At 65.0% G+C, this 22,733-nt stretch carries 27 protein-coding genes; 16 read left to right on the top strand and 11 right to left on the bottom strand.

Annotation, left to right across the window (positions count from 1 at the left end; all coding sequences use genetic code 11):
• Positions 1-205 precede the first annotated feature (205 nt).
• The gene (locus MESAU_RS15595; RefSeq protein WP_015316999.1) at positions 206-655 is read left to right on the top strand and encodes an ester cyclase; all 450 of its coding nucleotides are present in this window, start codon (positions 206-208) and stop codon (positions 653-655) included.
• A 61-nt stretch (positions 656-716) separates the two neighbouring features.
• On the opposite strand, the gene MESAU_RS15590 is transcribed toward MESAU_RS15595, so the two are convergent.
• A complete protein-coding gene (locus tag MESAU_RS15590) occupies positions 717-1,247 on the bottom strand; it encodes a hypothetical protein (RefSeq protein ID WP_015316998.1) in 531 nt (176 codons plus the stop codon).
• Positions 1,248-1,374: 127 nt separating this feature from the next.
• The gene (locus MESAU_RS15585; protein WP_015316997.1) at positions 1,375-1,701 is read right to left on the bottom strand and encodes a DUF1330 domain-containing protein; all 327 of its coding nucleotides are present in this window, start codon (positions 1,699-1,701) and stop codon (positions 1,375-1,377) included.
• A 176-nt stretch (positions 1,702-1,877) separates the two neighbouring features.
• Between MESAU_RS15585 and MESAU_RS15580 the strand changes: the two genes are divergently transcribed.
• The 5 genes from MESAU_RS15580 (at position 1,878) to MESAU_RS15560 (ending at position 5,463) form a co-directional block, all read left to right on the top strand.
• Positions 1,878-2,570: a winged helix-turn-helix transcriptional regulator gene (locus MESAU_RS15580; RefSeq protein WP_015316996.1), complete on the top strand. Its 693-nt coding sequence runs from the start codon at positions 1,878-1,880 to the stop codon at positions 2,568-2,570.
• A gap of 133 nt (positions 2,571-2,703) precedes the next feature.
• On the top strand, positions 2,704-3,819 hold the full coding sequence (gene ada, locus MESAU_RS15575; protein WP_041163407.1) for a bifunctional DNA-binding transcriptional regulator/O6-methylguanine-DNA methyltransferase Ada: 1,116 nt from the start codon (positions 2,704-2,706) through the stop codon (positions 3,817-3,819).
• A 14-nt stretch (positions 3,820-3,833) separates the two neighbouring features.
• Positions 3,834-4,052 (top strand): hypothetical protein, encoded by a 219-nt coding sequence (locus MESAU_RS15570; protein WP_224526894.1) that lies wholly within the window; start codon positions 3,834-3,836, stop codon positions 4,050-4,052.
• Positions 4,053-4,174: 122 nt separating this feature from the next.
• On the top strand, positions 4,175-4,723 hold the full coding sequence (locus MESAU_RS15565; protein WP_015316993.1) for a methylated-DNA--[protein]-cysteine S-methyltransferase: 549 nt from the start codon (positions 4,175-4,177) through the stop codon (positions 4,721-4,723).
• Entirely contained in the window at positions 4,720-5,463 is a 744-nt protein-coding gene (locus MESAU_RS15560; protein ID WP_015316992.1) for a 2OG-Fe(II) oxygenase, read from the top strand. Before MESAU_RS15565 ends, MESAU_RS15560 begins: the two co-directional genes overlap by 4 nt.
• Here the strand turns inward: MESAU_RS15560 and MESAU_RS15555 are convergent.
• Complete coding sequence (locus MESAU_RS15555; protein WP_015316991.1) at positions 5,441-6,373, bottom strand: LysR family transcriptional regulator; 933 nt, start codon at positions 6,371-6,373, stop codon at positions 5,441-5,443. The genes MESAU_RS15560 and MESAU_RS15555 overlap by 23 nt on opposite strands.
• A 120-nt stretch (positions 6,374-6,493) precedes the next feature.
• On the opposite strand from MESAU_RS15555, the gene MESAU_RS15550 reads away from it, so the two are divergent.
• Together MESAU_RS15550 and MESAU_RS15545 are read left to right on the top strand one after the other, a co-directional pair.
• On the top strand, positions 6,494-7,408 hold the full coding sequence (locus tag MESAU_RS15550) for an alpha/beta fold hydrolase (protein ID WP_015316990.1): 915 nt from the start codon (positions 6,494-6,496) through the stop codon (positions 7,406-7,408).
• 116 nt (positions 7,409-7,524) lie between these two features.
• Positions 7,525-8,286, top strand: a complete 762-nt coding sequence (locus tag MESAU_RS15545; protein WP_015316989.1) for an alpha/beta fold hydrolase — start codon at positions 7,525-7,527, stop codon at positions 8,284-8,286.
• On the opposite strand, the gene MESAU_RS15540 is transcribed toward MESAU_RS15545, so the two are convergent.
• The 6 genes from MESAU_RS15540 to MESAU_RS15515 all read right to left on the bottom strand — a co-directional run bounded on the left by MESAU_RS15540 (position 8,255) and on the right by MESAU_RS15515 (position 13,334).
• Positions 8,255-9,253: a sigma-70 family RNA polymerase sigma factor gene (locus tag MESAU_RS15540; RefSeq protein WP_015316988.1), complete on the bottom strand. Its 999-nt coding sequence runs from the start codon at positions 9,251-9,253 to the stop codon at positions 8,255-8,257. The two genes, MESAU_RS15545 and MESAU_RS15540, sit on opposite strands and share 32 nt — an antisense overlap.
• Positions 9,250-9,780 (bottom strand): dihydrofolate reductase family protein, encoded by a 531-nt coding sequence (locus tag MESAU_RS15535; protein WP_015316987.1) that lies wholly within the window; start codon positions 9,778-9,780, stop codon positions 9,250-9,252. The genes MESAU_RS15540 and MESAU_RS15535 overlap by 4 nt, the downstream gene beginning before the upstream one ends.
• 2 nt (positions 9,781-9,782) lie before the next feature.
• Positions 9,783-10,721 (bottom strand): alpha/beta hydrolase, encoded by a 939-nt coding sequence (locus tag MESAU_RS15530; RefSeq protein WP_015316986.1) that lies wholly within the window; start codon positions 10,719-10,721, stop codon positions 9,783-9,785.
• Positions 10,722-10,825: 104 nt separating this feature from the next.
• Positions 10,826-11,707 carry an SDR family oxidoreductase gene (locus MESAU_RS15525; RefSeq protein ID WP_015316985.1) on the bottom strand — a complete coding sequence of 294 codons (882 nt, stop codon included), beginning with the start codon at positions 11,705-11,707 and terminating at the stop codon, positions 10,826-10,828.
• Between the two features lie 123 nt (positions 11,708-11,830).
• Entirely contained in the window at positions 11,831-12,418 is a 588-nt protein-coding gene (locus tag MESAU_RS15520) for a dihydrofolate reductase family protein (protein ID WP_015316984.1), read from the bottom strand.
• A 37-nt stretch (positions 12,419-12,455) separates the two neighbouring features.
• Positions 12,456-13,334 (bottom strand): NmrA family NAD(P)-binding protein, encoded by an 879-nt coding sequence (locus tag MESAU_RS15515; protein ID WP_015316983.1) that lies wholly within the window; start codon positions 13,332-13,334, stop codon positions 12,456-12,458.
• Between the two features lie 110 nt (positions 13,335-13,444).
• Here MESAU_RS15515 and MESAU_RS15510 point away from each other — a divergent pair, with 110 nt between their 5' ends.
• The 3 genes from MESAU_RS15510 to MESAU_RS15500 all read left to right on the top strand — a co-directional run bounded on the left by MESAU_RS15510 (position 13,445) and on the right by MESAU_RS15500 (position 15,748).
• On the top strand, positions 13,445-13,861 hold the full coding sequence (locus tag MESAU_RS15510) for a winged helix-turn-helix transcriptional regulator (protein ID WP_015316982.1): 417 nt from the start codon (positions 13,445-13,447) through the stop codon (positions 13,859-13,861).
• Positions 13,862-14,019: 158 nt separating this feature from the next.
• A complete protein-coding gene (dinB, locus tag MESAU_RS15505) occupies positions 14,020-15,267 on the top strand; it encodes a DNA polymerase IV (RefSeq protein WP_015316981.1) in 1,248 nt (415 codons plus the stop codon).
• 97 nt (positions 15,268-15,364) lie between these two features.
• The gene (locus tag MESAU_RS15500) at positions 15,365-15,748 is read left to right on the top strand and encodes a YkvA family protein (protein ID WP_015316980.1); all 384 of its coding nucleotides are present in this window, start codon (positions 15,365-15,367) and stop codon (positions 15,746-15,748) included.
• Positions 15,749-15,828: 80 nt separating this feature from the next.
• Here MESAU_RS15500 and MESAU_RS15495 read toward each other — a convergent pair whose 3' ends face one another.
• Positions 15,829-16,362: a sterol desaturase family protein gene (locus MESAU_RS15495; RefSeq protein ID WP_015316979.1), complete on the bottom strand. Its 534-nt coding sequence runs from the start codon at positions 16,360-16,362 to the stop codon at positions 15,829-15,831.
• A gap of 182 nt (positions 16,363-16,544) precedes the next feature.
• Between MESAU_RS15495 and MESAU_RS15490 the strand changes: the two genes are divergently transcribed.
• On the top strand, positions 16,545-17,009 hold the full coding sequence (locus MESAU_RS15490; protein WP_015316978.1) for an NUDIX hydrolase: 465 nt from the start codon (positions 16,545-16,547) through the stop codon (positions 17,007-17,009).
• Between the two features lie 45 nt (positions 17,010-17,054).
• Here the strand turns inward: MESAU_RS15490 and MESAU_RS15485 are convergent, their stop codons facing one another.
• Positions 17,055-18,242: a Gfo/Idh/MocA family protein gene (locus MESAU_RS15485; protein WP_015316977.1), complete on the bottom strand. Its 1,188-nt coding sequence runs from the start codon at positions 18,240-18,242 to the stop codon at positions 17,055-17,057.
• Between the two features lie 197 nt (positions 18,243-18,439).
• On the opposite strand from MESAU_RS15485, the gene MESAU_RS15480 reads away from it, so the two are divergent.
• The 4 genes from MESAU_RS15480 (at position 18,440) to MESAU_RS15465 (ending at position 22,673) form a co-directional block, all read left to right on the top strand.
• Positions 18,440-19,333, top strand: a complete 894-nt coding sequence (locus MESAU_RS15480; RefSeq protein ID WP_015316976.1) for a MurR/RpiR family transcriptional regulator — start codon at positions 18,440-18,442, stop codon at positions 19,331-19,333.
• Positions 19,334-19,411: 78 nt separating this feature from the next.
• Entirely contained in the window at positions 19,412-20,194 is a 783-nt protein-coding gene (locus MESAU_RS15475) for an SDR family oxidoreductase (protein WP_015316975.1), read from the top strand.
• Positions 20,191-21,723, top strand: a complete 1,533-nt coding sequence (locus MESAU_RS15470; protein WP_015316974.1) for a mannitol dehydrogenase family protein — start codon at positions 20,191-20,193, stop codon at positions 21,721-21,723. Before MESAU_RS15475 ends, MESAU_RS15470 begins: the two co-directional genes overlap by 4 nt.
• A gap of 35 nt (positions 21,724-21,758) precedes the next feature.
• Complete coding sequence (locus MESAU_RS15465; protein WP_015316973.1) at positions 21,759-22,673, top strand: sugar phosphate isomerase/epimerase family protein; 915 nt, start codon at positions 21,759-21,761, stop codon at positions 22,671-22,673.
• The last annotated feature ends 60 nt before the right edge of the window (positions 22,674-22,733 follow it).

Genomic DNA, 22,733 nt, shown 5'->3' with positions numbered 1-22,733 from the left:
GCGGCAATCTGCGGCAAAACCAGAAAAGAAACCGTTACCGGGCGGCGGAAGAGGGGATGTCCACGCTCCTAGCGACAGTCTTGGCATCGGCCTTTCGATTGGCGGGCAAGAACCGGAGTTTGGCGCGCCTCGATTGGTCATAGGGATGGCCGTGTTCACCAGCCAGTCCGGTGATCACGAAGCAAGACAGGAAAAGGACCTCCCAATGACCAAGCAGGAAGACAACAAGGCCGTCGTCGTCAGATGGTTCACCGACTTCTGGGGTGAAACCTGCGACCTCTCCGTCGTCGACGCCGTCGCGGCCCCCGATATGCTGCTCAAATACTCGCTGCACGAGCCGCGCCGCGGGCGCGACGACATCAAGGCCTTCATGACCGATTTTCGCGCAGCCTTCCCGGATCTCAACTTCTGCGCCACCGCCGATCTCATCGCCGAGGGCGACTATGTCGTCGGCCAATGGGAGGGCGGCGGCACGCATACCGGCCCGGCCTTCGGCGATTTTCTCATCGGTTCGCTGCCCGCCGCCACCGGCCGCACGATGCGCTTCACCGGCACCACGGTGCTCAAGGTGATCGACGGCAGGATCGTCGAGGAAATCGGTCTCGACGACGGCGTCACCGCCCTTACCCAGCTCGGCCTCATCAAGCCCGCCTGAGAAATCTCACGCAGAACCGAGGTGGGGGCCAGGCGGCATTGCCGCCGCCTGGCTATGCCGCTTACTGGCTCGGCGCCATCGCGTGTTCGCACGACACTTTCGGGTTCATGTCGGCGAACGTGCCGGTCGGGTTGCCTTTCCAGGCCCAGACATGCAGTTCGTAGAACTCACCCAGGCCATAGCGGTTGGGCGCGCTGTTGAAGTTGAACAGCTGTCCCTCGAGCGACGCCGGCCCCTTCGAGGTGATGTATTCGACCGCCACCAGCGTCAGGGTGCCGTCGGTCATCGGCTCGTACATCACCGCTTCGGGACGGGCGATGTCGATCTTGTCGTCCTTCAGGTACCCGCCATTGACATAGTGGATGCCCATGGCGCCGCCGGTGATGCCGCTGGCGCAGGGAATGGGCGCATAGCCTTCCGCCGTCGCGGCGTTGACATCGAGAAACCGGCTGTTGGCGGCCCGCACCTTTTCGGCCAGCGGATTGGCACCGGACGTGGTTTCAGCCGCCTCCTGATGCGCCTGGGCAAAGGTGGTGCAGGCGGCCAGAATGGCCCCTGCCACGAAAAGCCCGTTGCGAAAATCGCGTATCATGTTTGTTCCATTCTTCTTGAAAAAGCACAGCGGGCCGGCCGCCGAAAATACGGAGGCCCGGCAGGCAAGCGCCGTGGCTGTTGTTGCTTGGTGATCCCGGATACGGTGCAAGGAATGCCGGGAGAGATCATCCCTTCGGCAGATACGGGATCGTTCCGGCCAGATCGGTGTCGTCGATCAGCTGGAAACGGCTGTCGCTGCCGCCCTGGCGGGCCGAAACGAAGGGCGCGTAGGCCGGATCGGTGGTGAAGGCGCGCGCCGCTGCTTCCGACGGGAACGCCATCAGGGCGATCAGCGTGGTGTCGAGCGGCTTGCCTTCGAGCGTCTTCACATTGCCGCTGCGCGACAGATATTTGCCGCCATGCTTGTGGACGAGGTCGTGCACCGAGGCGGCATAGGCCGGCACCCATTTCGGGTCCTTCATCTTGATGTCGGCGATAACGTAAGCAGTCATTGTCGTCTCCTGGTTGCGGCGCACAGGGATATCCCGTGCAACCGTCCAGAGGGCTCGCATGGCGGGACCCGAGCCGACCAGTCCGCGATCTGTACTAGGCCGGTACAGTTTCTGTACTCGCCGCTTCGATCACGAAGGACTAATGTTGCCCGCAGGTTCTAGGGAGAGGCACGGTCATGACCCAGCACGGATACAAACAGTTCTGCCCGCTATCGATGGCCGCCGAGGTGCTGTGCACCCGCTGGACGATGGTGCTGATGCGTGAGCTTGTGGCCGGTTCGACCCGTTTCAACGACTTGCGCCGCGGCGTGCCCAAAATGTCGCCGACCCTTCTGTCGCAACGGCTTAAGGAGCTCGAGCTGGCGGGGATCGTCGAGCGCAAGGAGGTCCCGGGAGAAAAAGGAATTTTCGACTATCGGCTGACGGAAGCCGGCCGCGATTTGCGCCCGGTCGTCGAGGCGATGGGCTTCTGGGGGCAGAAATGGGTCGAGTCCCGCCTGTCCCTCAAGAACCTCGATCCGTCGCTGCTGATGTGGGACATGCGGCGCAATTTGAACCCCTCGCCGCTGCCGGAAGGACGAACGGTGATACAATTTCTGTATCAGGAACTCCCCGCCTCCAAACGCTCCTGGTGGCTGATCGTCGAAAAGCACGGCGAAGTCGATCTGTGCTGGTATGATCCGGGCTTCGACGTCGACCTCTATGTCTCGACCGACCTGCACACGATGACGGCGATCTGGATGGGAGTGCTCACCGTCGAGAAGGCCGGCCCGAAGGTCGTCCTGACCGGCGACCAGTCCATCGGCAGGAAGATGCAGGCCTGGCTGGGGCTCAGCCCGTTCGCGGTGGAACCCAAACGCGCGGCGTAGCAGCCGGTCCCGTCTGTGCAGGCGTCTCGGCTGCGCTCACATGCAACATCCCGGTTCCAATCACGCGTGCGCCTCCTGACAGTTGGCAGGAAACGGGTGGCGGGGCTGGCTTCTGGCGGCTTCAATGCCAGCCATGTTCATCGCTCTGGCCAAACATCTGCAACCCGCGCCGCTGCTGGCCGACGATCCACGCTGGGCGCGCATTGTCGCCCGCGACAAGTCGGCCGACGGCGCATTCTGGTATTCGGTGGCGACGACGGGGGTTTATTGCCGGCCCTCCTGTCCGTCGCGGCGCGCCAACCCAGCCAATGTCCAGTTGCACGACACTTTACAGGCGGCGAGGGCGACAGGCTTTCGCCCATGCCGGCGCTGCAATCCGGAAGGCCCTTCGCTCGAGGCCGCCAACGCCGCGATGATCGCCGACGCCTGCCGCAGGATCGGGCAGAGCGAGGTTGAACCGTCGCTGATCGAACTGGCCGATGCCGCCGGCCGCAGCCCCGGCTATTTCCACCGCGTTTTCAAGGCGGTCACCGGGCTGACGCCGAAGGATTATGCAGCGGCCCGGCGTGCCGCCCGGGTCCGCCAGGGCCTGGAAGACGGCGTCAGCGTGACATCGGCGATCTACGATGCGGGCTTCAATTCGAGCGGGCGCTTCTATGAGAAATCGACCGGCATGCTCGGCATGACGCCGACGCGCTATCGCGCCGGCGGCGCCAACGAAGAGATCCGCTTCGCCGTCGGCGAAACCTCGCTCGGCACCATCCTGGTCGCATCGAGCCGGAAAGGCGTCGCCTCGATCCTGCTCGGCCAGGACCCCGACGCGCTGGTGCGCGACCTGCAGGACCGTTTCCCCAAGGCGCGGCTGGTCGGTGGCGACAGCGACTACGAGGCGCTGGTGGCCCGCGTCGTTGGCCTCGTCGAGGCGCCGGCGCTCGGTCTCGACCTGCCGCTCGACGTGCGCGGCACCGCGTTCCAGCAGCGCGTCTGGCAGGCCTTGCGGGACATCCGGGCTGGCCGCACGGTTTCCTATGCCGAGATCGCCGGCCGTATCGGCGCGCCGAACGCAACCCGCGCCGTCGCCGCCGCCTGTGCCGCCAACGCCCTCGCGGTCGCCATCCCTTGCCACCGTGTGATCAGGAAGGATGGCGCCCTGTCGGGCTATGCCTGGGGCGCCGAGCGCAAACGCGCGCTGCTCGACCGCGAGGCCGGCGATGCTGCGGAGAATGCCTCGCGGTCCTCGCGGGCCTGACGGCAATGCGCGCGATGGCCAGTTCTTCCACCACCGGTGCGAACGGTCAGGTCGCCAACGGCGCTGCCGTCAGCCTGGAGGACGCGAAGGCGCTGGTGTTGGCCGTCATCGGCACGCTTGTCGAGGATGGCAAGGCCGAGTGGAGCCGCACGACGACCGGCGAGTTCGAGCTGCGGCTGATATCAGGCGAAGTTTTTTTGCTGGACGAGGTCGGCGTCACCCGTGTCGCTTGAGGCGGTCCAAAACCGCACTTGCTTTCGCCGTTCAGCCCCCTGGATTGAATTTGAAAGCAAGCATCGGAGTGAGCGGCACCGGCCAGTTCGTTAGGGTCAAGGCATAGACAGGAGTGAAGGCAATGAACCACATTCAGACCGATATGCAGGCGACAACCACCAGCGTCCTTGACACCATCAGCTACGCCATCGGCCAGTCCGCGCTTGGAAACATCCTGGCGGCGCGCGGCCCCATCGGCGTCTGCGCCATCCTCATCGGCTCCGACGCCGACACGTTGCGGCAGGACCTCGCCAACCGCTTCCCCGGCAGGGTGCTGCTCGAAGACGCGGCCGGCCTGCGCGATGATCTCGCGGCGATAGCGCGCTTCATCGAAACGCCCGGCGCCGGTCTTGACCTGCCGCTCGACATGCGCCACGGCACGCCCTTCCAGCAGCGCGTGTGGGAGGCGCTGCGCGCCATCCCATGCGGTGCCACCGTCACTTACACCGCCCTTGCCCGGCGCCTCGGCATGCCGGATGGCGCCCGCGCCGTGGCGACGGCCTGTGCCGCCAACGCCGTCGCGCTAGGCATTCCTTGCCACCGGGTGTTGCGCGCCGACGGCTCGCTGTCCGGCTACCGCTGGGGCATCGAGCGCAAGCGCGCCTTGCTGGAAAGGGAGGCCGCGATATGAACGCCGACGCCAGGGTCGCGCCATCGCTGGTCGCAGCCGCCGAGACACGCATCGCCGCCTATGACTGGCAGGCGCTCGCCACCGAGCTCGACAGCTTCGGCTGCGCGGTGATGGAAAAGCTGCTCTCGGCCGATGAGTGCCGGCAACTCGCCGGCCTCTATCCCCAGGAGCAGCATTTCCGCAGCCACATCCACATGGCCAGGCACGGTTTCGGCAAGGGCGAATACCGTTATTTCCGCTATCCCTTGCCCGATCTGGTCGGCGGCCTGCGCGGCGCGCTCTATCCCAGGCTGGCCGCGGTCGCCAACCGCTGGAACGAGCGCATGGGGATCGCCATGCGCTACCCCGCCACGCATGGCGCGTTTCTCGACCAGTGCCATGCCGCGGGCCAGGTCAGGCCGACGCCGCTTTTGCTGAAATATGTGCCCGGCGACTTCAACTGCCTGCACCAGGACCTCTATGGCGACCTTGCCTTCCCGCTGCAGGTGGCGATCCTGCTTTCCGAACCGGGCGAGGATTTCACCGGCGGGGAATTCGCCCTGACCGAACAGCGGCCGCGCATGCAGAGCCGGGTCGAAGTGGTGCCCTTGCGCCAGGGCGATGCGGTGGCTTTCGCGGTCCACAACCGGCCGGTGCAGGGCACGAAGGGCAATTACCGCGTCAACCTGCGCCACGGCGTCAGCCGCCTGCGCTCCGGCATGCGCCACACGGTCGGCATCATTTTTCACGATGCGAAGTGAGCGCCGGCTCATGCTCCCAATAGGGCGGATCGCCGAAAGCGTTGCGCAGCCATGCGGTAAGTGCGCGCAGTTTGGCGGATCCGCGCCGATCCTCGGGACAAGCGATATAGATGGTGGCTCCTTCAGGCTCCGCACCCACATCGACGACCGTCAATCGCTTGTCGGCGATCTCGGTGCGGATGAAGTAGGCGGGGAGCAGCGCCAGGCCCAGGCCGGCAAGCGCGGCGTCGCGCATCAAAATCCCATTGTTGACGCGCAGCGCGGTTTCCGGGCGGATCGTCACCAGCCGCCGCGAAATCTTGAACCGCCAGTCGGCGGCACCTCGGATGGAATAGATGATACCCTTGTGGCGCTTCAAGTCATCGGTGGTCACGGGCAACCCGAATTGCTCGGTATAATCCGGCGAGGCCACCAGGAAGCGACGGCTGGAAGCCAGCTTCTTGACGATGACAGGTCCATCTTCGACGACCGGCCCATGACGCACAATGGCATCGTAGCCATCGGCCACCATGCTGACGAAACGATCCTCGAGATCGAGCGTCAGTTCAATTCCCGGGTGCTTGGCCAGGAAGCCATATAGCGCCGGGCCGAGATGGAGGATGCCGAAACTGGTCGGCGCCGATATCCTGAGCGGCCCGGCGAGTTCACCGCGGCGCTCGGCGATTTCAGCGCGGGCATCGGCCACCTCCTGCATGATGCGCTTGGCGCGCTCGTAAAAACCTCGTCCCGCCTCGGTGATGGAGAGTTTGCGGGTGGTGCGGTCCAGCAGCTTTGTGCCGAGGCCGCGCTCCAGTTCCGACAGTCGCTCGCTGATGACGGATTTCGACAGGCTCATGCGCCTGGCCGCTTCGCTGATCGAACCGGATTCCGCTACGGCGACAAACGCGGCGGCCGATTCGAGCTTCAGCATTGTTCGGCTTTCCCAAATTCACCATCAGGCGACAGCCACCTAACGAAATCAAGGACATGGTGCCATAATTGTGCAGGTCGCGATACCGCGATCACAGAACAAAAGCTCGGAGAGTGCAGCATGTTTCGTCCGTTGGTTGTCGTCCTTGGTCTGCTGGCCATGAGTGTTCCGGCCTGCGCGCGCGTTGTCGCGTTTCCGGCCGGCTTCAAGACGCAGACGATCGAGACCAACGGCACCAGCCTGAACGTTCGTGTCGGCGGGCAAGGGCCGGCGGTCGTGCTGCTGCATGGTTTCGCCGACACCGGCGACATGTGGGCGCCGGCTGCGATAGCGTTGATGAAGGACCACACCGTGATCGTGCCGGACCTGCGCGGCATGGGCCTTTCGGCGCATCCCGACGACGGCTACACGAAGAAGAACCAAGCCGTCGACATCGCCGGCGTGATGGACGCGCTGAAGATCGACAAGGCCGACCTGGTCACCCATGACATCGGCAACATGGTCGGCTATGCGCTGGCCGCGCAGTATCCGAAGCGCATCACCAAATGGGTTGTCATCGACGCGCCGCTGCCGGGCATAGGCGACTGGGACAAGATCAAGCAGAGCCCGCTGCTGTGGCATTTCAACTTCCGCGGCCCCGACATGGAACGGCTGGTGGCGGGCCGCGAGCGCATCTACCTCGACCGCTTCTACAACGAATTGTCGGCCGATCCCAAGAAGATCGACGAGGCGACGCGCGTCCACTACGCCAAGCTTTACGCCCGGCCACATGCCATGCACGACGCCTTCGAGCAGTTCAAGGCATTCGACCAGGATGCGATCGACAATCAGGCGATGCTCACCACGGGCGGCAAGCTGACCATGCCAGTGCTCGCGGCGGGTGCGGAAAAATCGGCCGGCACGACGCAGGCCGATATCTTGCGGTTGGTCGCCAGTGACGTGACCGGAGCCATCGTGCCTGCATCGGGCCATTGGATCATGGAGGAAAACCCGGACGCCACCGTCACGCTGATTACAGACTTCCTCGCCAGGTAACAGCACCGCTTCAGCCACCGCTGCGGGCTCAGCCAGGGCCGACCTTTGTAACGATGAAGCCGAGCGGGAGCGCGCCCAGCAAGGGTGCGGCCCATCGCGACGATGGGAGACATTCTATGCCGTTAACGCATTTCCTGGCTCTGGGAACCGCCGTTCTCCTGACGGCGACAGCACCGGCGTCAGCCGCCGATGTCCCGAAGAAAACGGTCGTCCTGGTGCACGGCGCGTTCGCCGACGGATCGAGCTGGAGCAAGGTCATTCCCTTGCTGCAGGCCAAGGGGCTCAATGTGGTGGCTGTGCAAAATCCGTTGAGCTCGCTTGCCGCCGATGTCGACGCAACCATGCGCGTCATTGATGCCCAGCCGGGTCCGGTCATTCTCGTCGGTCACTCCTGGGCCGGCGTCGTCATCAGCCAGGCCGGCGTGAACGACAAGGTCAAGGCGCTGGTCTACGTCGCCGCCTTCGCGCCGCCAAAGGGCGTGTCGATCAACGAGCTTGGCAAGGGTCAGCCGCCGCCGCCCTGGGCAGGCGCGCTGCAACCCGACAGCGGCGGCTATCTCAGGTTGAGCGCCGAGGGTGTCGCCAAATATTTCGCGCAGGACCTGCCGCCGGCGGAAATCGGGGTGATCGCCGCCACCCAGGGACCAGCCTTCTCCGGTATCTTCGACGAAAAGCTCACCGCGGCCGCGTATGAGACAAAGCCGAGCTGGTACATCGTCGCCAGGCACGACGGAATGATCCCGCCGGCGGCCGAGGCCGCGATGGCGAAGGCGATCGGCGCCAAGGTCACCGAGTTGCCGACCAGCCACGTCGCCATGCTCGCCAAGCCCCGCGAAGTCGCCGATGTTATCCTGGCGGCGGTGGACTCGGTGAAGTAGGCAGGGAAACGATACCGGCGAGGAGGCCAGGATAGATCCCCTCCGCGTTTGCCATCTCCAGGATCCACGGGCAGGAATAATAGTCGCTGATGCTTTTGATCACCCCGCCCGTGGCGCCGATCCGGACCAGATATGCCTGCCGCCAGACCTCGCCATATTGCCTGTCGACGACCAGCACCATCTCCCCTTCGAACGCGCCTGGCCGCACGCGCCAGGGCAGTTCGCTGCGCTCATATTCGACGAAGTAGGGCGAACCCGACAGCAAGCCGCTGTAGCAGTCCGACACCTGGAGGCGTGCATCGGCGCTGGTCAGTGCCCGCACGCCGTCCCAGTCCCTGGCGTTGAAGAGCGCGATATAGCGATCAAGCAGCCGCTCCAGTTCGGGATCGTGTGGCGGCGCCGCGGCCGGTTGCGCGGGTAGAGCGGCGAGCTTGGCGCGGCCGCGATTGAGCGCCGATTTGACGCCGCCCGGTGTCGAGCCGACCATCTCGGCGATCTCCTCCAGCGAATGGTCGAAGACATCCTTGAGCAGCACGCAGGCGCGCTCCTTCGGTGGCAGATGCACCACCAACCGCTCGATGGCGCGGCCGGCGCCCGGACCGGCCGGCTCGACCGGCTGCACCACGTCGTCGTCGGCATAGAAGGCCTCTGCCGCGTGCCGCGTGCGGCGATTGCGGATGAAATCGATGCACCTGTTATGCGCGATGCGGAAAAGCCACGGCCGCAGCGCCTGCGCATCGTCGAGCAGCTCGATCTTGCGATAGGCCTCGAACAGCGCCTCCTGCATGATGTCCTCGCCATCCAGCGCCGAGCCGGTCATGCGGGCGCAATAGCGATGCAGCCTGGCGCGCAGATGCGAAACCGTCTCCAGGAACGCGGCATAGCGCAGGTCGAACACGCGGTCGGGCTCAGGCCAGACCCGCATGCCTCGTGCCGTGTCGGGGGATTTGCGGATCTGCTGGTTCATCGCGGCACATAGGTCAGGGTCACCACGCCATTGGCAAAACGGTTGATGTCGACCAGTTCGAGATCGATCGGCCCGACGTCGTCGAAGGCGCGCTTGCCCTGCCCGACCCATGTCGGCACGATCGACAGATGATACTCGTCCACCAGCCCAGTGGAAAGCAAGGTGCGGTCGAGCTGCGACACGCCATATTTCAGGATGTCGCCCCCCGGCTGGCGTTTCAGCGCCGCGAGCGCCTCGGCGACGTCGCCCTCGATCAGCGCGGCATTCCACGACACCGTCTTCAGCGTCGTCGAGGCGACCAGCTTCTTCAGGCCGTTGATGCGGTCCATGTACGGACCCTTGGTCCCGGGCCAGCGCGCGAAGAACATCTCGTAGGTGGCGCGGCCAAGCAGGAAGAACTCGACGTTCGAAAGCGCCCGCAAGGCATGGTCCACATTCTCTCCGACGAAGAATGGCGACGCCCACGTCATCGGCGCCTCGATGACGCCATCCAGCGAGACGAAACTCGACACGATCAGCCGCCGCATGCTCACGCCGCCTTTTCGCTGGTCTTCTCACCGGGAGCCGGCAGCCCCAGTCTCGGCCGCACCCAGGCGGCGAAGCGGGCAATGGCGTCATCGGCCTCCGGCGCCCGCCCTGCCATCATCTGGAAGGAGTGGAGCATGCCGTCAAAGACGTCGAGCCGCGTCTCGACGCCCGCCTGCCTCGCCCGCTCGGCGAACATCCGGCTTTCGTCGACCAGCGTCTCGTCGGCGCCGACTTGCAGGAAGACGGGCGGAAAGCCGGAGAGGTCGGCGTAGAGCGGGCTGACTTCGGGATCGCGCCGATCGGCATCGCCGATGAAATTGGCCGCCAGCCAGTCGACGGCTTCCCTAGCGAAGGCCGGGTCCTTGTCGCGGTTGGTCTCGTAGCTGGCGCCGGTCAACGCCATGTCGAACCAGCCGGAGATGATCAGCGTGGCGACCGGCAGCGGCCGCCTTTGCGCGCGCAGCCGCTGCAGGACGCCATAGGTCGGCACCGCGCCGCAGGAGTCGCCTGCGATCACGATCCGCTTGGGGTCGAAGCCTTGGTCGACGAGCCAGTCCCAGGCCGATGTCGCGGCCTCGATCTGGGCCGGATGCTTCGCTTGATGCGCCAGCGGATAGTCGTAGAGCAGCGCCCGGCAGCCGATGGCCTTGGCGAGATGACCGACCAGCTTGCGGTGCGTGTAGATCGAGCCGCCGATGAAGCCGCCGCCATGCGCGTAAAACAGCACCCGCTGCTCGTCGGCGCCCTTCGGCACGATCCACATCGCCGGCACGCCGCCGGCATCGACCTCGATATAATCGACGCCGCCCGGTTCGCCGGTCAGCGCCGTCCAATTGACGTCGTTGTAGTCGATGACCGCCTGCGGGCTGGTCAACTTGCCCGCATTGGCCGCGAGCGCGGCGTAGTGGTTCCTGTTTGCCTGACTTTGCATGCTCGCCATGACCGTTTCTCCGTGGTGGCCGATCGCGGTCCGGCGCGACCTTCAGGCAAGAGACGGACGGGCAGGCAAAAAGGATACGTGCCGGCCCGCGTTTTTTCGGCGGCCTACGCCCCGCCCCGCAACATTGCCGCGTGGCGTTGGGCGAATTCGACGAACGGCGTTGCGCGCACGCCGAACATCTCGTGGGTGGCCAGATGCACCCGCGATTTCGGCCGCCGCAGGCGCTCGGCCAACTGCTCGTCCAGCGCATCGGCGAAGTCGGCGGGGACGCCGGCGGCCAGCAGGTTGCGCCGGCGGTCCTGCGGGCTGATGTCGACGTAGCGGACCGGCTTGCCGATCGCCTGCGAAATCCGCGCCGCGATGTCGCTCATCGTCAGCGCCTCGGGTCCGGTCATGTCGAGGCTCTCGCCTTCATGGCCGCCATCGCGCAGCAGCCGGACGGCGACCTTGGCGATGTCCTCGACATCGACCGGCGACAGTTCGGTGCCGCCAAGCGCCAGATAGAAGGCGCCCTCGGCGGCGATGGTCGGCGCGTCGCGCAGATAGACCTGCATGAACTGGCTGGGGCGCAGATGCGTCCACGCCATGCCGGCTCCTTCGAGATAACGCTCGACCTCCTCATGCATGCGCGTGAAGCGGAACTTCGTCGCGTCATAGCCGATGTTGGATTCGGCACCGGAAAACTTCACCACATGCGCGACGCCGGCCTGCTTGCAGGCGTCGATAAAACGGCACTGCGTCTCGACCATGTCTTGCGCGGCGGTCGAAATCATCAGCACGCGATCGACACCATCGAGAGCCGCGCCAAGCGTCTCCGCCCGGCGCATGTCGCCGTCGACCAGCTCGACGCCGGCAAGTCCGCCGAGCCCAGCCGCGGATGCCCGGTTAAGATCGCGAACCAGCGCCCTCACTTGATGCTTCTGCCGCGCGAACTCGCGCACGATTGCCTTGCCGTTCAGGCCGGTGGCGCCTGTCACCAGGATCATCTGTCTCTCCATTCAGCGTTGATGCGGCCGCCCTTCCGGCGACCCACCTTGAAGACGAAGAGAAGCGGGCAAAGGATTCCGGCCAAACGTCTTTTTACCGGCGTGCGGCCTGCACGCCGGTAATCAGCCCGCTGGCGCGTAGCGGCTGACCACCATGCCGCAGGCATAAGCCTTCGAGCCGAGCAGAAGCAGGTTTCGGAACCCGCCTTGGTCGAAGATGCGGCGGCCGGCGCCCAGCACGGCCGGATTGACGAACAGCTGGAACTCGTCGACCACCCCGGCCGCGATCAGCGCCGACGCAAAGCCCGCCCCGCCGAAGACGGCCATGTCGCCGCCCTCACCCGCCTTCAATGCGTTGACCTCGCGCGGCAGGTCGCCGCTCACCACCGTCGTGCGCTCCCATCGCGAGGTCTCGAGCCTGTCGCTCGGCACCACCTTGCGCGCTTCGACGATACGCTGGGCGAAGGCATAGAACGGATCGGCCGGATATTTCCGCGCCGCGTTGCCCCAATGGGTGAGGTAACCTTCCTCAGCCATCTTGCGGCTGAGCAGGATGGTGTCGATGCCGGCAAACACCGCGTTGAAATCACGCTTCAGTTCCTCGTCCCAGCCGATGTCGTCGCCCCATCCCCAAAGTTGCCAGGGGTGGTTCTCATTGGCACCGACAAAGCCGTCGACCGACATCTGCATCTGAAGGATCAGCTTTTTCATGGGGTTCTCCTCGTTTCCGGATTCCAGGCAGGAAGGATCACGCCGCGCTTTGCGAACGGGCAAAGGCTTGTGCCCAGCTCTCGAAAGTGGTCGGCGTGGCGTTGCGGATTGACGGTGCCTCAAGTGCCCAGCGTTCACCCTTGTTGAAACTCGCCGCCGTTTCGCCGAGCGCATCGGCAAAGCTCGGTGACAGACCGTTGGCGATCATCCCGGCGCGCGCCTCAGTGAATGGAGCCGCCTTGTAAGTGACCTGCCTCCCCATCGCGCTGCCCAGGATCGTGGTGGCCTGCTCGAACGTATAATAGCCGCCGCCATGCAATTCGATAATCCGCTCGCTTGGAAAACGCGTAGCGTCCAGCAGGGCGGCGGCGCGCTGGCCGAGATCGCTGGCAGCAATCAACGGCATCGGCAGATCGCCACGGAACGGCGTCATGAAGATGCCGGAAGCGGCCTGCCGGACAAAGCCCATGCCCTTGGCGAAGTTCTCCATGAAGAACGAGGCGCGCAAAAACACCAGTTCGTCGAGGCCGAGCGCCGCCAGCCGGTCCTCCATCAAGGCGGCGCCGAGCGAAGTTCCCATCCTGAGATGGGCGTTGAGGCCGCTGAGCAGCACGACGCGGCGCACGCCTGACTTCGCGATCACCGCCGCCAGCCGCTCGCTGACTTCATCTTCGAAGCGATGAAGATCCGGCGCCGTGACGTCGAACGGAATCATTACATAGGCGCTGTCGGCACCGGAAAAGGCGGAGGCGAGCGCGTCGCTATAGTCAAGCGCGACACCCAGGCTGCGCGCCACGCCGCGCACAATATGCCCCCGCCCGGTCAGGACCCGGGCGACTGCCTTGCCAACCTCGTTGGTGGCCCCGATGACCACGACGGTTCTTGGTGAGCTGATTTTCCCGACGGCCTGACTCATGACGTCCTCCTGCTGGCCAAGTTGCGGCCCAACGATTTACTTTTGGAAGCATTTGACTGATGGAAAGAACGATGTCAATAGTAAAGTGATTTAAAAATGGAACCGTAGAGATGTCGACGCGTGAAAGATCCGGCTGCCCGATCAGCCTGTCGCTGGAATTGCTCGGCGACCGCTGGACGCTGCTCATCATCCGCGACCTGGTCTTCGCCGGCAAAAAGCATTTTCGCGAGTTCCTGCAATCCGATGAAGGCATCTCCTCGCGCACATTGGCCGAGCGGCTGCAGACGCTGCAGGACGAAGGCATCCTCACCCGCAGCGACGACCCTAGCCATGGGCTGAAGGCGATCTATCGGCTGACCGAAGCCGGCATCGATCTCCTGCCGGTGCTAGCCACGCTCGGCGCCTGGGGCAGCAAGCACCGCAAATCCGACGACAAACTCGCCCGCATCGCCGACGAACTGGCGGCCGGCGGCGAGCCGGCGCTGGAACGGATGAAGGCGGCACTGCGGGCGGAGCATGTTGTCTAGGAAGTGGCGCTGCCTCCTCCGCCCTGTGGAAAAGGAGGCACTTTACGCGCCTCGGTTACGCCCAAAGGACACGATGCAGCAAAGACCCAATTGACAACGATCTCTGTTTGTTCACTATATGTTTCTGTCTATCAGCAATCGCGGATGAGCGGAACAGGATGGAAACGACGGCCACCATCCTGCATGCCGATCTCGACGCCTTCTATGCCTCGGTCGAGCAACTGCTCGACCCGTCGCTGCGCGGCAAGCCGATCGCGGTTGGCGGCGGCGTGGTGCTCGCCGCCTCTTACGAAGCGCGCGCCTTTGGCGTGCGCGGCGGCATGCCTGGACGCAAAGCGCGCGAGCTTTGCCCGCAATTGATCTTCGTCGGCGGCAATTTCAGCCACTACCAGCGGCTGGGCGACGCGGCGATCAAGGTGCTCGACGATTTCACGCCGGTGGTCGAACGCATCTCCATCGACGAGGCCTTCGCTGATGTCGCCGGCTGCACGCATCTGTTCGGCTCCCCGCGGGAAATCGCGACGGCGATCCGCGGCCGTGTGCGGGCCGAACTCGGCCTGCCGATCTCGATCGGCGTGGCTCGCACCAAGCATCTGGCCAAGATCGCCTCGCAAGTCGCCAAGCCAGACGGGCTGGTGGTGGTCGAGCCCGGCACCGAGCTTGCCTTTCTGCACGATTTGCCGGTCTCGCTGATGTGGGGCGTCGGCCCGGCAACCAGGGCGCGCTTGTCCGAGATCGGCGTCGAGACCATCGGCGAGCTGGCCCGGACCCACAGCGGCGCCCTGACCCGGCTGCTAGGCCCCGCGGCCGGCGAAAAGCTCGCGGCGCTGTCGTGGAACCGCGATCCGCGCAAGCTGCAGACGAAGCGCCGGGCGCACTCGGCCGGCGCGCAATCGGCGCTCGGGCAAAAGCCGGCCGTGGCGCGAGTGATCGTGCCGACACTGCTGCATCTGGCCGATCGCGTCGCCAGCCGGCTGCGCGCCAAGAACCGCCCCGGCCGCACGGTAACCGTGCGCGTGCGCTTTGCCGATCTCAGCGCCGTCACGCGCTCGATCACGCTGGAACAGCCAATCTCGGCGACCGCCATGCTGGCCGAGATCGCAGGGGATTTGGTGCGCGGCGTGCTCGCCGAGCATCCCCGGGAGAAAACGATCTCGCTGCTGGCGATCTCGGTCTCGCACCTGGAGGAGAGCGCCGAACTGCAGCTCGACCTGCCGCTCGGCCTCGCCGACGAGAAGCGCCGCCCGGGCAGCCAAAAAGGCCTCGCGCGCTTCGGCGCCGACCGCGCCATCGACAAGATCCGCCAGCGTTTCGGCAAACAGGCGGTCGGCTACGGTACGGTGGCGCTGGAGGCGGCCCGCTCGGTGCCCGACGCATTCAGGGAACTGGCGGAAAAGGAGCTTTGAGTGGAGGAGTCAGTTTGCGGATCGTCGACATCGCTGCAATGATCGAGGGAAGGAGCGGAGACGCCGATGTTCGGGGCCTCCCAAAGAGAGTTGCCGGGTGACTGTCCTCGACAAGGCAAAGCAATGGGCGAGAGCCATCAAGCGCGATGTGATGGCCCTGTGGCTGGCCGCCCGCGATCCTCGCGTTCCCTGGTACGCCAAGCTTGCCGCCGGCATGGTCGCCGCCTACGCGCTCAGTCCCATCGATCTGATACCCGATTTCATTCCCGTACTCGGATATCTGGACGATCTGATCATCGTGCCGCTTGGCATCCTGCTTGCGGTGAAGTTGATCCCCGCCGATCTGATGGCGGAGTTTCGCGCGGAGGCCATTCGCCGATCGAGGCCGACCAGCCGCGGCGGTCTCGCATTCATTGTCGGACTTTGGGTTTTGATGGCCGCCGCGCTCATCTGGCTATTCTGGCCAGATCGCTCGGCCTGATATGGATTTCAGGCTGGGCGTTTCCCGTCGCCCGGCAGACCACGAATGAAGTTGGTCGCCTGGTCGAAAGATTCCCCACGTCAAAGCCTGGCGGTGCCGAAAATCCGGTCCCAGAATATCGAGGTCACGCCGAAATTGGCGTTGTCGTCGATATGGTGGTGCACCGCGTGGCGGCGCTTGAGCGTGTAGAGATAGCTCGGATGAGCCGGATGCCAGTGGTGGATCATGTGGTGGACGCTGATGTACCAGAGATAGCCCAGCATCAACCCGCAACTCACCGCGCTGGCGGTCGCGAAGTCGGAGACCGTCCAGACGGGCAGGAACGCCACCAGCGCGTGCACGCCCAGGCTGAGCCAGGTGGGCGTGCCCACCGGACTGCGCTCCTCGACATGGTGACGGTCGTGCAGGTCCCGGATCCAGGGGACGTGGTGCAGCACGAAACGGTGCAGCACATATTCGATCAGCGTCCACAGGCCAAGGCAGATCAGCATCGTGCCGACCCAGTCCGGCGCGCTTTCTTCTCCGGCCTCGATCAGTCCGGCCACCCCCAGTATGGCGATCACCAGGGGATAGACCACGAAGTCGCTGTAGTAGCCGATCAGACCCAGCTGCATTCGGACGCCTCACCTGATTTTCGACGCCGCCCCAGAAACGATGCTATCAGTTTGCCGGACTCGCGTATGAGGTGCAATGCGGATGCATCTGACATAGCGTCGCAATTTTCAGGTGCAAGATCGGCAGCCATGATCTCAGAATCGGCCGGCTTCGCACCGGTGCCGCAAACGGACATGCAAACATGGCAAAACGCAGCGCGGGTCTGCTGATCTATCGCCGGAGCGATGACGGTATCGGGGTGCTGCTGGTTCATCCCGGCGGCCCGTTCTGGGCAAAGAAGGACGATGGCGCCTGGTCGATCCCGAAGGGCCTCATCGACGAGGACGAGGACGAATTGGCGGCGGCACGACGCGAGACCGAGGAAGAGCTCGGCATGAAGGTCGAAGGCCCCTTCGCTCGCCTTGGCGACTATCGGCAACCGGGCGGCAAGATCGTCATGGCTTGGTCCGTCGAGGCCGACATCGATGTGACCGCCATCAAGAGCAACACCTTCACCATGGAATGGCCGCCGCGGTCGGGATCGATGAAGGAATTCCCGGAGGTCGACAGGGCCGGCTGGTTCACCTTGGCCGAGGCCGGGGTGAAGATTCTGCAGGGTCAGCGCCCTATGCTGTCGGATTTGGCAGAACAGTTGGGTATCGAATAGTTGCCGACGGCAAAAGCCGCCGATCTCCCCTCGGAGGTCGGCTGTTCATCCCGCAAACCTGGCCGCGGTCCAAGCCCCGCCAGCCGCGTTCGACTCCACCGCGGCGGCGACGAACTTCACGCCGCGCGCGCCGTCGATCACGTCTGGCACCCGCGCCGCGCGGGCGGGATCCACCGCGCCGCCCGAGCGGTGGGCTCGGATGATGTCGGCGGCGTCGCGGTAGAAATTGGCGAAGGCCTCGATATAGCCTTCGGGATGCGCCGCCGGCATGCGCGACACGCGGCGGGATTCCTCCGTCGAGCCATGGCCGCCGCGCACCAGCGTGCGGGTTTCCTCGCCATATCTGGAAAAGCGCAGTTCCTCCGGCCGGCCGCCCGACCATTCGAGCCCGGCCCTGTCGCCATAAATGCGCACGGAGAGGTCGTTGTAGTGGCCGGGCGACGTCTGGCTGGCCAGGATCGTGCCGCGTGCGCCATCGGTCCAGCGCACCAGCACATGGGCATTGTCGTCGAGCCGGCGTCCGGGCACCGCGGTGAACAGGTCGGCCGACACCGTCTCGGCCTCGCGGCCCGAAATGAAGCCTGCCAGGTTGAAGGCATGCACGCCGATATCGGCCAGCACCGCCGACTGCCCCGCCCTCGCCGGATCGGTGCGCCATTCCGCCTGCTTCTGGCCGTCGGCATCGATCGGCTTGGTCAGCCAGTCCTGGATGTAGGCGCCATGCACAGACACGACCCGGCCAAGCTCGCCCGCCATCACCATCTCGCGCGCCTGGCGCACCATCGCGTAGCCGGTGTTGTTGAGCGTGACGACGAAGCGGCGGTTTTTCGCCTTCGCGAGTGCAACCAGTGCCTCGGCGTCCGCCAGCGTCGTCGACAGCGGTTTGTCGCAGATCACGTCGATGCCGGCCTCGAGGAAGGCGGTGGCGATCGGCGCGTGCAGATGGTTGGGCGTGACGATGACGACCGCCTCTATGCCATCCGGCCGCGCGGCCTCCGCTTTGGCCATGGCGCGGTACTCGGCATAGCTGCGCTCCGGCGCGATGCCGATCTCGGCGGCCGAGGCGGCGGCATTGTCCGGGTCGGACGACAGCGCGCCGGCAACCAGCGCGATCTGGTCGTCGAGGCGCATGGCCAGCCGATGCACGGCGCCGATGAAGGCATTGCGGCCGCCGCCGACCATGCCGACCCGCAGACGCTGGCGCGTCGATCCATCCGATGTTGCGTAGACCATGTTTTCTCCTCGGGCTGATCACTAGCGGGGTCGTCATCCCAGGGCGTAGCAAGGAGCGAAGCGACGCGCGTAGACCCAGGATCTGCGCGGCTGCTTCGCCCTGGGATGACGAAATCGCCGAGCCTCGCCCTATCCTCATCGAACACCATTTCCAAAATCCATATTGTAAAACGATCGTATCGCGCTAGCCTGAATTCATGAGCGGGGAGAGAAAACCATCCGGACGATCCAGTGCCGACGAGGCAGCGACGCGCAAACGCGGCCGTTCGCTGGCGGCACTCGGCTATATACAGCCGCGAACCTATGAGGAGTTGCGCGCGGTGCTGTCTTCCGGCACCGTGCATTTTCCCAAGCGCCTGCGCCAGGTGGCGATCTTCCTGTGGCAGCACCCGAGCGAGGTGGCGCTCGGCACCATTGCCCAAGTGGCGGCACAGGCCGGCGTGCAGCCCTCGACGCTGGTGCGCTTCGCCCAGATCTTCGGCTATTCCGGCTTTTCCGATTTCCAGGGCCTGTTCAAGGACCACGTCAAGGGATCGTGGCCGGAAGGCCGCGGCGAGCAGCGCGCCGAGGCCGAGCCCAATGCCGCCACGCATTTCCTGCGCGGCATGGTTGGCGCCTCGCAGGCCTCGCTCGGCCGCATCGAAAGCGGCTTCGATATCGAAAGCTTCGAGAAGATGGTGGCAACACTGGCCAAGGCGGACCTGATCTACGTCATCGGCTCCAAGCGCGCCTTTCCCGTCACCACCTATCTGTCGCTGACGCTTTCGCAGCAAGGCGTGCGCAATGTGCTGGTCGACAATGTCGGCTCGACCGCGCTCGATCAGGTCGGCTGCATTGGCGCACGCGACGCCGTGCTGGCGGTGTCCTTCAGCCCCTACAATTCGATCACGCCGGACCTGGTGGCCGTCGCGCATGAGCGCAAGGCGCGCATCGTCACCATCACCGACAGCACCTTCTCGCCGCTGATCCGGCTGTCGGACAGCTGGCTGGAAGTGGTGGAATCCGACTTCGCCGGCTTCCGCTCGCTGGCGGCGTCGCTGGCGGTGGGCATGGCGCTGGTCCAAGGCGTCGCGGCGCGCCGCGGCACATGAGGCGCCGCTGGTACAATTGACTATCGGGAATCAACATTCCATATTTCAATAAATAGAAACTTTGTTCCGGGAGGAGGAATGGAGATCAGGCTCGAAGGCAAGGTGGCGCTGGTCACCGGGTCGACGCAAGGCATCGGCCGTGCCATTGCCGAGACGCTGGCGCGCTCCGGCGCTGCCGGCCTGCTGATCACCGGGCGCGACAGCAAGCGCGGCGAGGCCGTGGCAGCGGAACTGTCGGCCCTGGGTACGCCGACGCTCTTCGTCGCCGCCGACCTTGGAGACACGGAAACTCCCGCCCTTTTGGCGCAGGCCTGCATCGAGCGCTTCGGCCGCATCGACGGCCTGGTCAACGCCGCCGGCCTGACCGACCGCGCCTCCTTCCTCGACGCGACACCGGACGACTGGTCGGCGCTGTTTGCCGTCAACGCGCGTGCGCCCTTCTTCCTGATGCAGGCCGCGGTCGCCGACATGAAGAAGCGTGGCCACGGCGGCGCCATCGTCAACATCCTCTCGATAAACGCCCATTGCGGCTCGCCGGAACTCGCCGTCTATTCCGCCACCAAGGGCGCGCTGGCGACGCTGACCAAGAATGCCGCCAACGCCCACCGCTTCGACCGCATCCGCGTCAACGGCATCAATGTCGGCTGGACCGACACGCCGGCCGAACGCATCATGCAGGCGCAGACGCTGGGCAATGGCCCGGGATGGCTCGACGCCGCCAATGCCGCGCAGCCCTTCGGTCGGCTGCTCAAGCCGGACGATATCGCCAATCTCGCCGTGTTCCTGCTTTCCGACGCGGCCGGGCCGATGACCGGCGCGGTGATCGACCAGGAACAGTCGGTGATCGGGGCGAACCGGTGAACGCCATCGAAAGGCTCGGGCCCAGACTGCTGGAGCGGCTCCCCGCAGCCGTGCAAAAGCCGTCATACGACCGCGCGGTGCTCTCACCAGGCATGGCGCATCTGGGCGTCGGCGCCTTCCATCGCTGTCACCAGGCCGAATACACCGACGACCTGCTTTCGCGACGGTTCGACCGCTGGGGCATCGTCGGCATCAACATTCGCCCGCCCGCCCTGGCCGAGACACTTGGCCGGCAAGACGGCCTCTACACAAGGCTGATCCGCGAGAACGATGATGTCGAGGCACGCGTCATCGGCAGCATCGTGAAGGTGGTCGACAGCCAGGACAGCGCCGCACCGGCGCTCGAGGTGCTCGTCTCCGCCGATATCGAACTGGTGACGATGACGGTGACCGAAAAAGGCTATTGCCATGTCCCCTCGACTGGCGCGCTCGACCTCGATCATCCCGACATCGTCCACGACCTCGCCAACCCAGAAGCTCCCCGCAGCGTGCCCGGTATCCTCACGCGGGCGCTGGAGCAACGTAGGGCCACGCATGGCCCGAAGCTGACGCTGCTCTCCTGCGACAACATTCCGACCAACGGCGTCATCCTGGAAAATGTCGTGCGGAGCTTTGCCGAACGGCGCGGCAATGGCCTGGCCGACTGGATCGCGGCCAATGCCGCCTTTCCCTCGGCCATGGTCGACCGCATCGCTCCGGCGGTGACACAGGACGATCTCGACAGCGTCAAGCGACGGTTCGGCTATCGCGACGCCGCCGTCGCCGTCGGCGAACCCTTCCGGCAATGGGTGATCGAGAAAAAGTTCGCCGGCCGCATGCCGCGCTGGGACCTGGCCGGCGCGACCTTTGTCGACGACGTCACCCCGTTCGAGCATCTCAAGATGCGGGTGCTCAACGGCGCCCAGACGACACTCGCCACGCTCGGCGTACTGGCCGGCCTCGAACACACGTCGGATGCCATCGCCGACCCGCTGCTTTCGGTCTTTGTCAGGCGCATGCTGGTCGAGCAAACCCTGCCGACACTGATGCCGGTGGCTGGTATGAATCCATCTGCTTATGTCGAGCAGAGCCTTGGCCGGTTGAAGAACACCGCGATCCGCCATCGCAACCACCAGATCGCCACCGACGGCTCGCAAAAAATCGTGCAGCGCCTGCTCAACCCGATCCGCGACCGCCTGAACCTGGGGGCCAGCATCGGCCTGCTGTCGGTGCCGGTCGCCGGCTGGATGGCTTATCTGATCCTGGCCTCGGCGCGCTTCGGCAAGCGCTGGCCGGTGTCGGATCCCTATGCCGGCAAGGTCGCCGCGATTGCGGACGAAACCGGCCACGATGCGCGGGCGCTGGCTTCCGCCATCCTGGCCATCGACACGATATTCGACCCGGGCCTTGCCGCGGACGAGACGTTCCGGCAGGCCGTCACGTCAGCGCTTGGCGAACTGCTTTCGGGCGATCCGATGGCGGCAGTCCGTCACAGTCTCGAACAAGATGAGGTCGCGAGGTTGAAGCGATCCAAACAATCGGCATTATAGGCATCGATCGCGGGTTCGCGGCCAGGGGAGGCATGATGAAACTTGGACTGCTCACCGCACCGTTCGCGGACACGCCGCTTGGCGAGGTCGCCGGCTGGGCAAGCTCTGTCGGCTTCGAGGCACTGGAAATCGCCTGCTGGCCGAAAACCTCCGGCGCGACCCGCCGCTATGCCGGCACCAACCATATCGATGCTGATGGCACTTCGGCCTCGCGGGCGAAAGAAATCGTTGCATCGCTGGCGGAAAAGAACCTCACGGTCTCCGGCCTCGGTTATTACCCCAACCCGCTGCACCCGGATGCCGCCCATCGCGACGCGGTCATCGGCCACCTGAAGAAGGTCATCGTCCTGGCCGCCAACATGGGCGTTCCCCTGGTCAACACCTTCTGCGGCGGCGATGCCTCCAAGACAGTCGACGTCAACTGGCAGGACGCGCTGAAAGTCTGGCCGGAAATCGTTGCCCATGCGCGCGACCACGGGGTAAAACTCGCCTTCGAAAACTGCCCGATGATCTTCAGCCATGACGAATGGCCGGGCGGGCACAACATCGCCTATTCGCCGCAGGTCTGGCGTCGCATTCTCGAAGCCTGGGGCGGCGATGTCGGCATGAATTTCGACCCCTCGCATCTGGTCTGGCAGATGATCGACCAGGCCCGCTTCATCCGGGAATTCGGCCCCTATATGCTGCATGTCCACGCCAAGGACCTGATGATTGATCATGATGGTTTGTACGAGCGCGGAATTCTATCGGCGGGCATAGGCTGGCAGGTGCCGCGCATGCCGGGGCTCGGCGATGTCGACTGGAGCGGCTTCTTCTCGGGCCTCTACCGCGCCGGTTATGACGGATCGGTCATCATCGAACACGAGGACAGGCGATTTGAAGGCAGCGACGAGCAGGTGAAGCGGGGCTTTCTGCTCGCCCGCGACGTGCTGCGTCCCTTCGTCAAGTAACGGCAAAGCGAGCCACTTGACTCTGATTGTGAGTGGCGCGGCCCAACAGGTTAAAACTGA

This window comes from Mesorhizobium australicum WSM2073, assembly GCF_000230995.2.
GTDB lineage: Bacteria > Pseudomonadota > Alphaproteobacteria > Rhizobiales > Rhizobiaceae > Mesorhizobium > Mesorhizobium australicum.
This window is presented reverse-complemented; position numbering and strand designations above follow the sequence as displayed.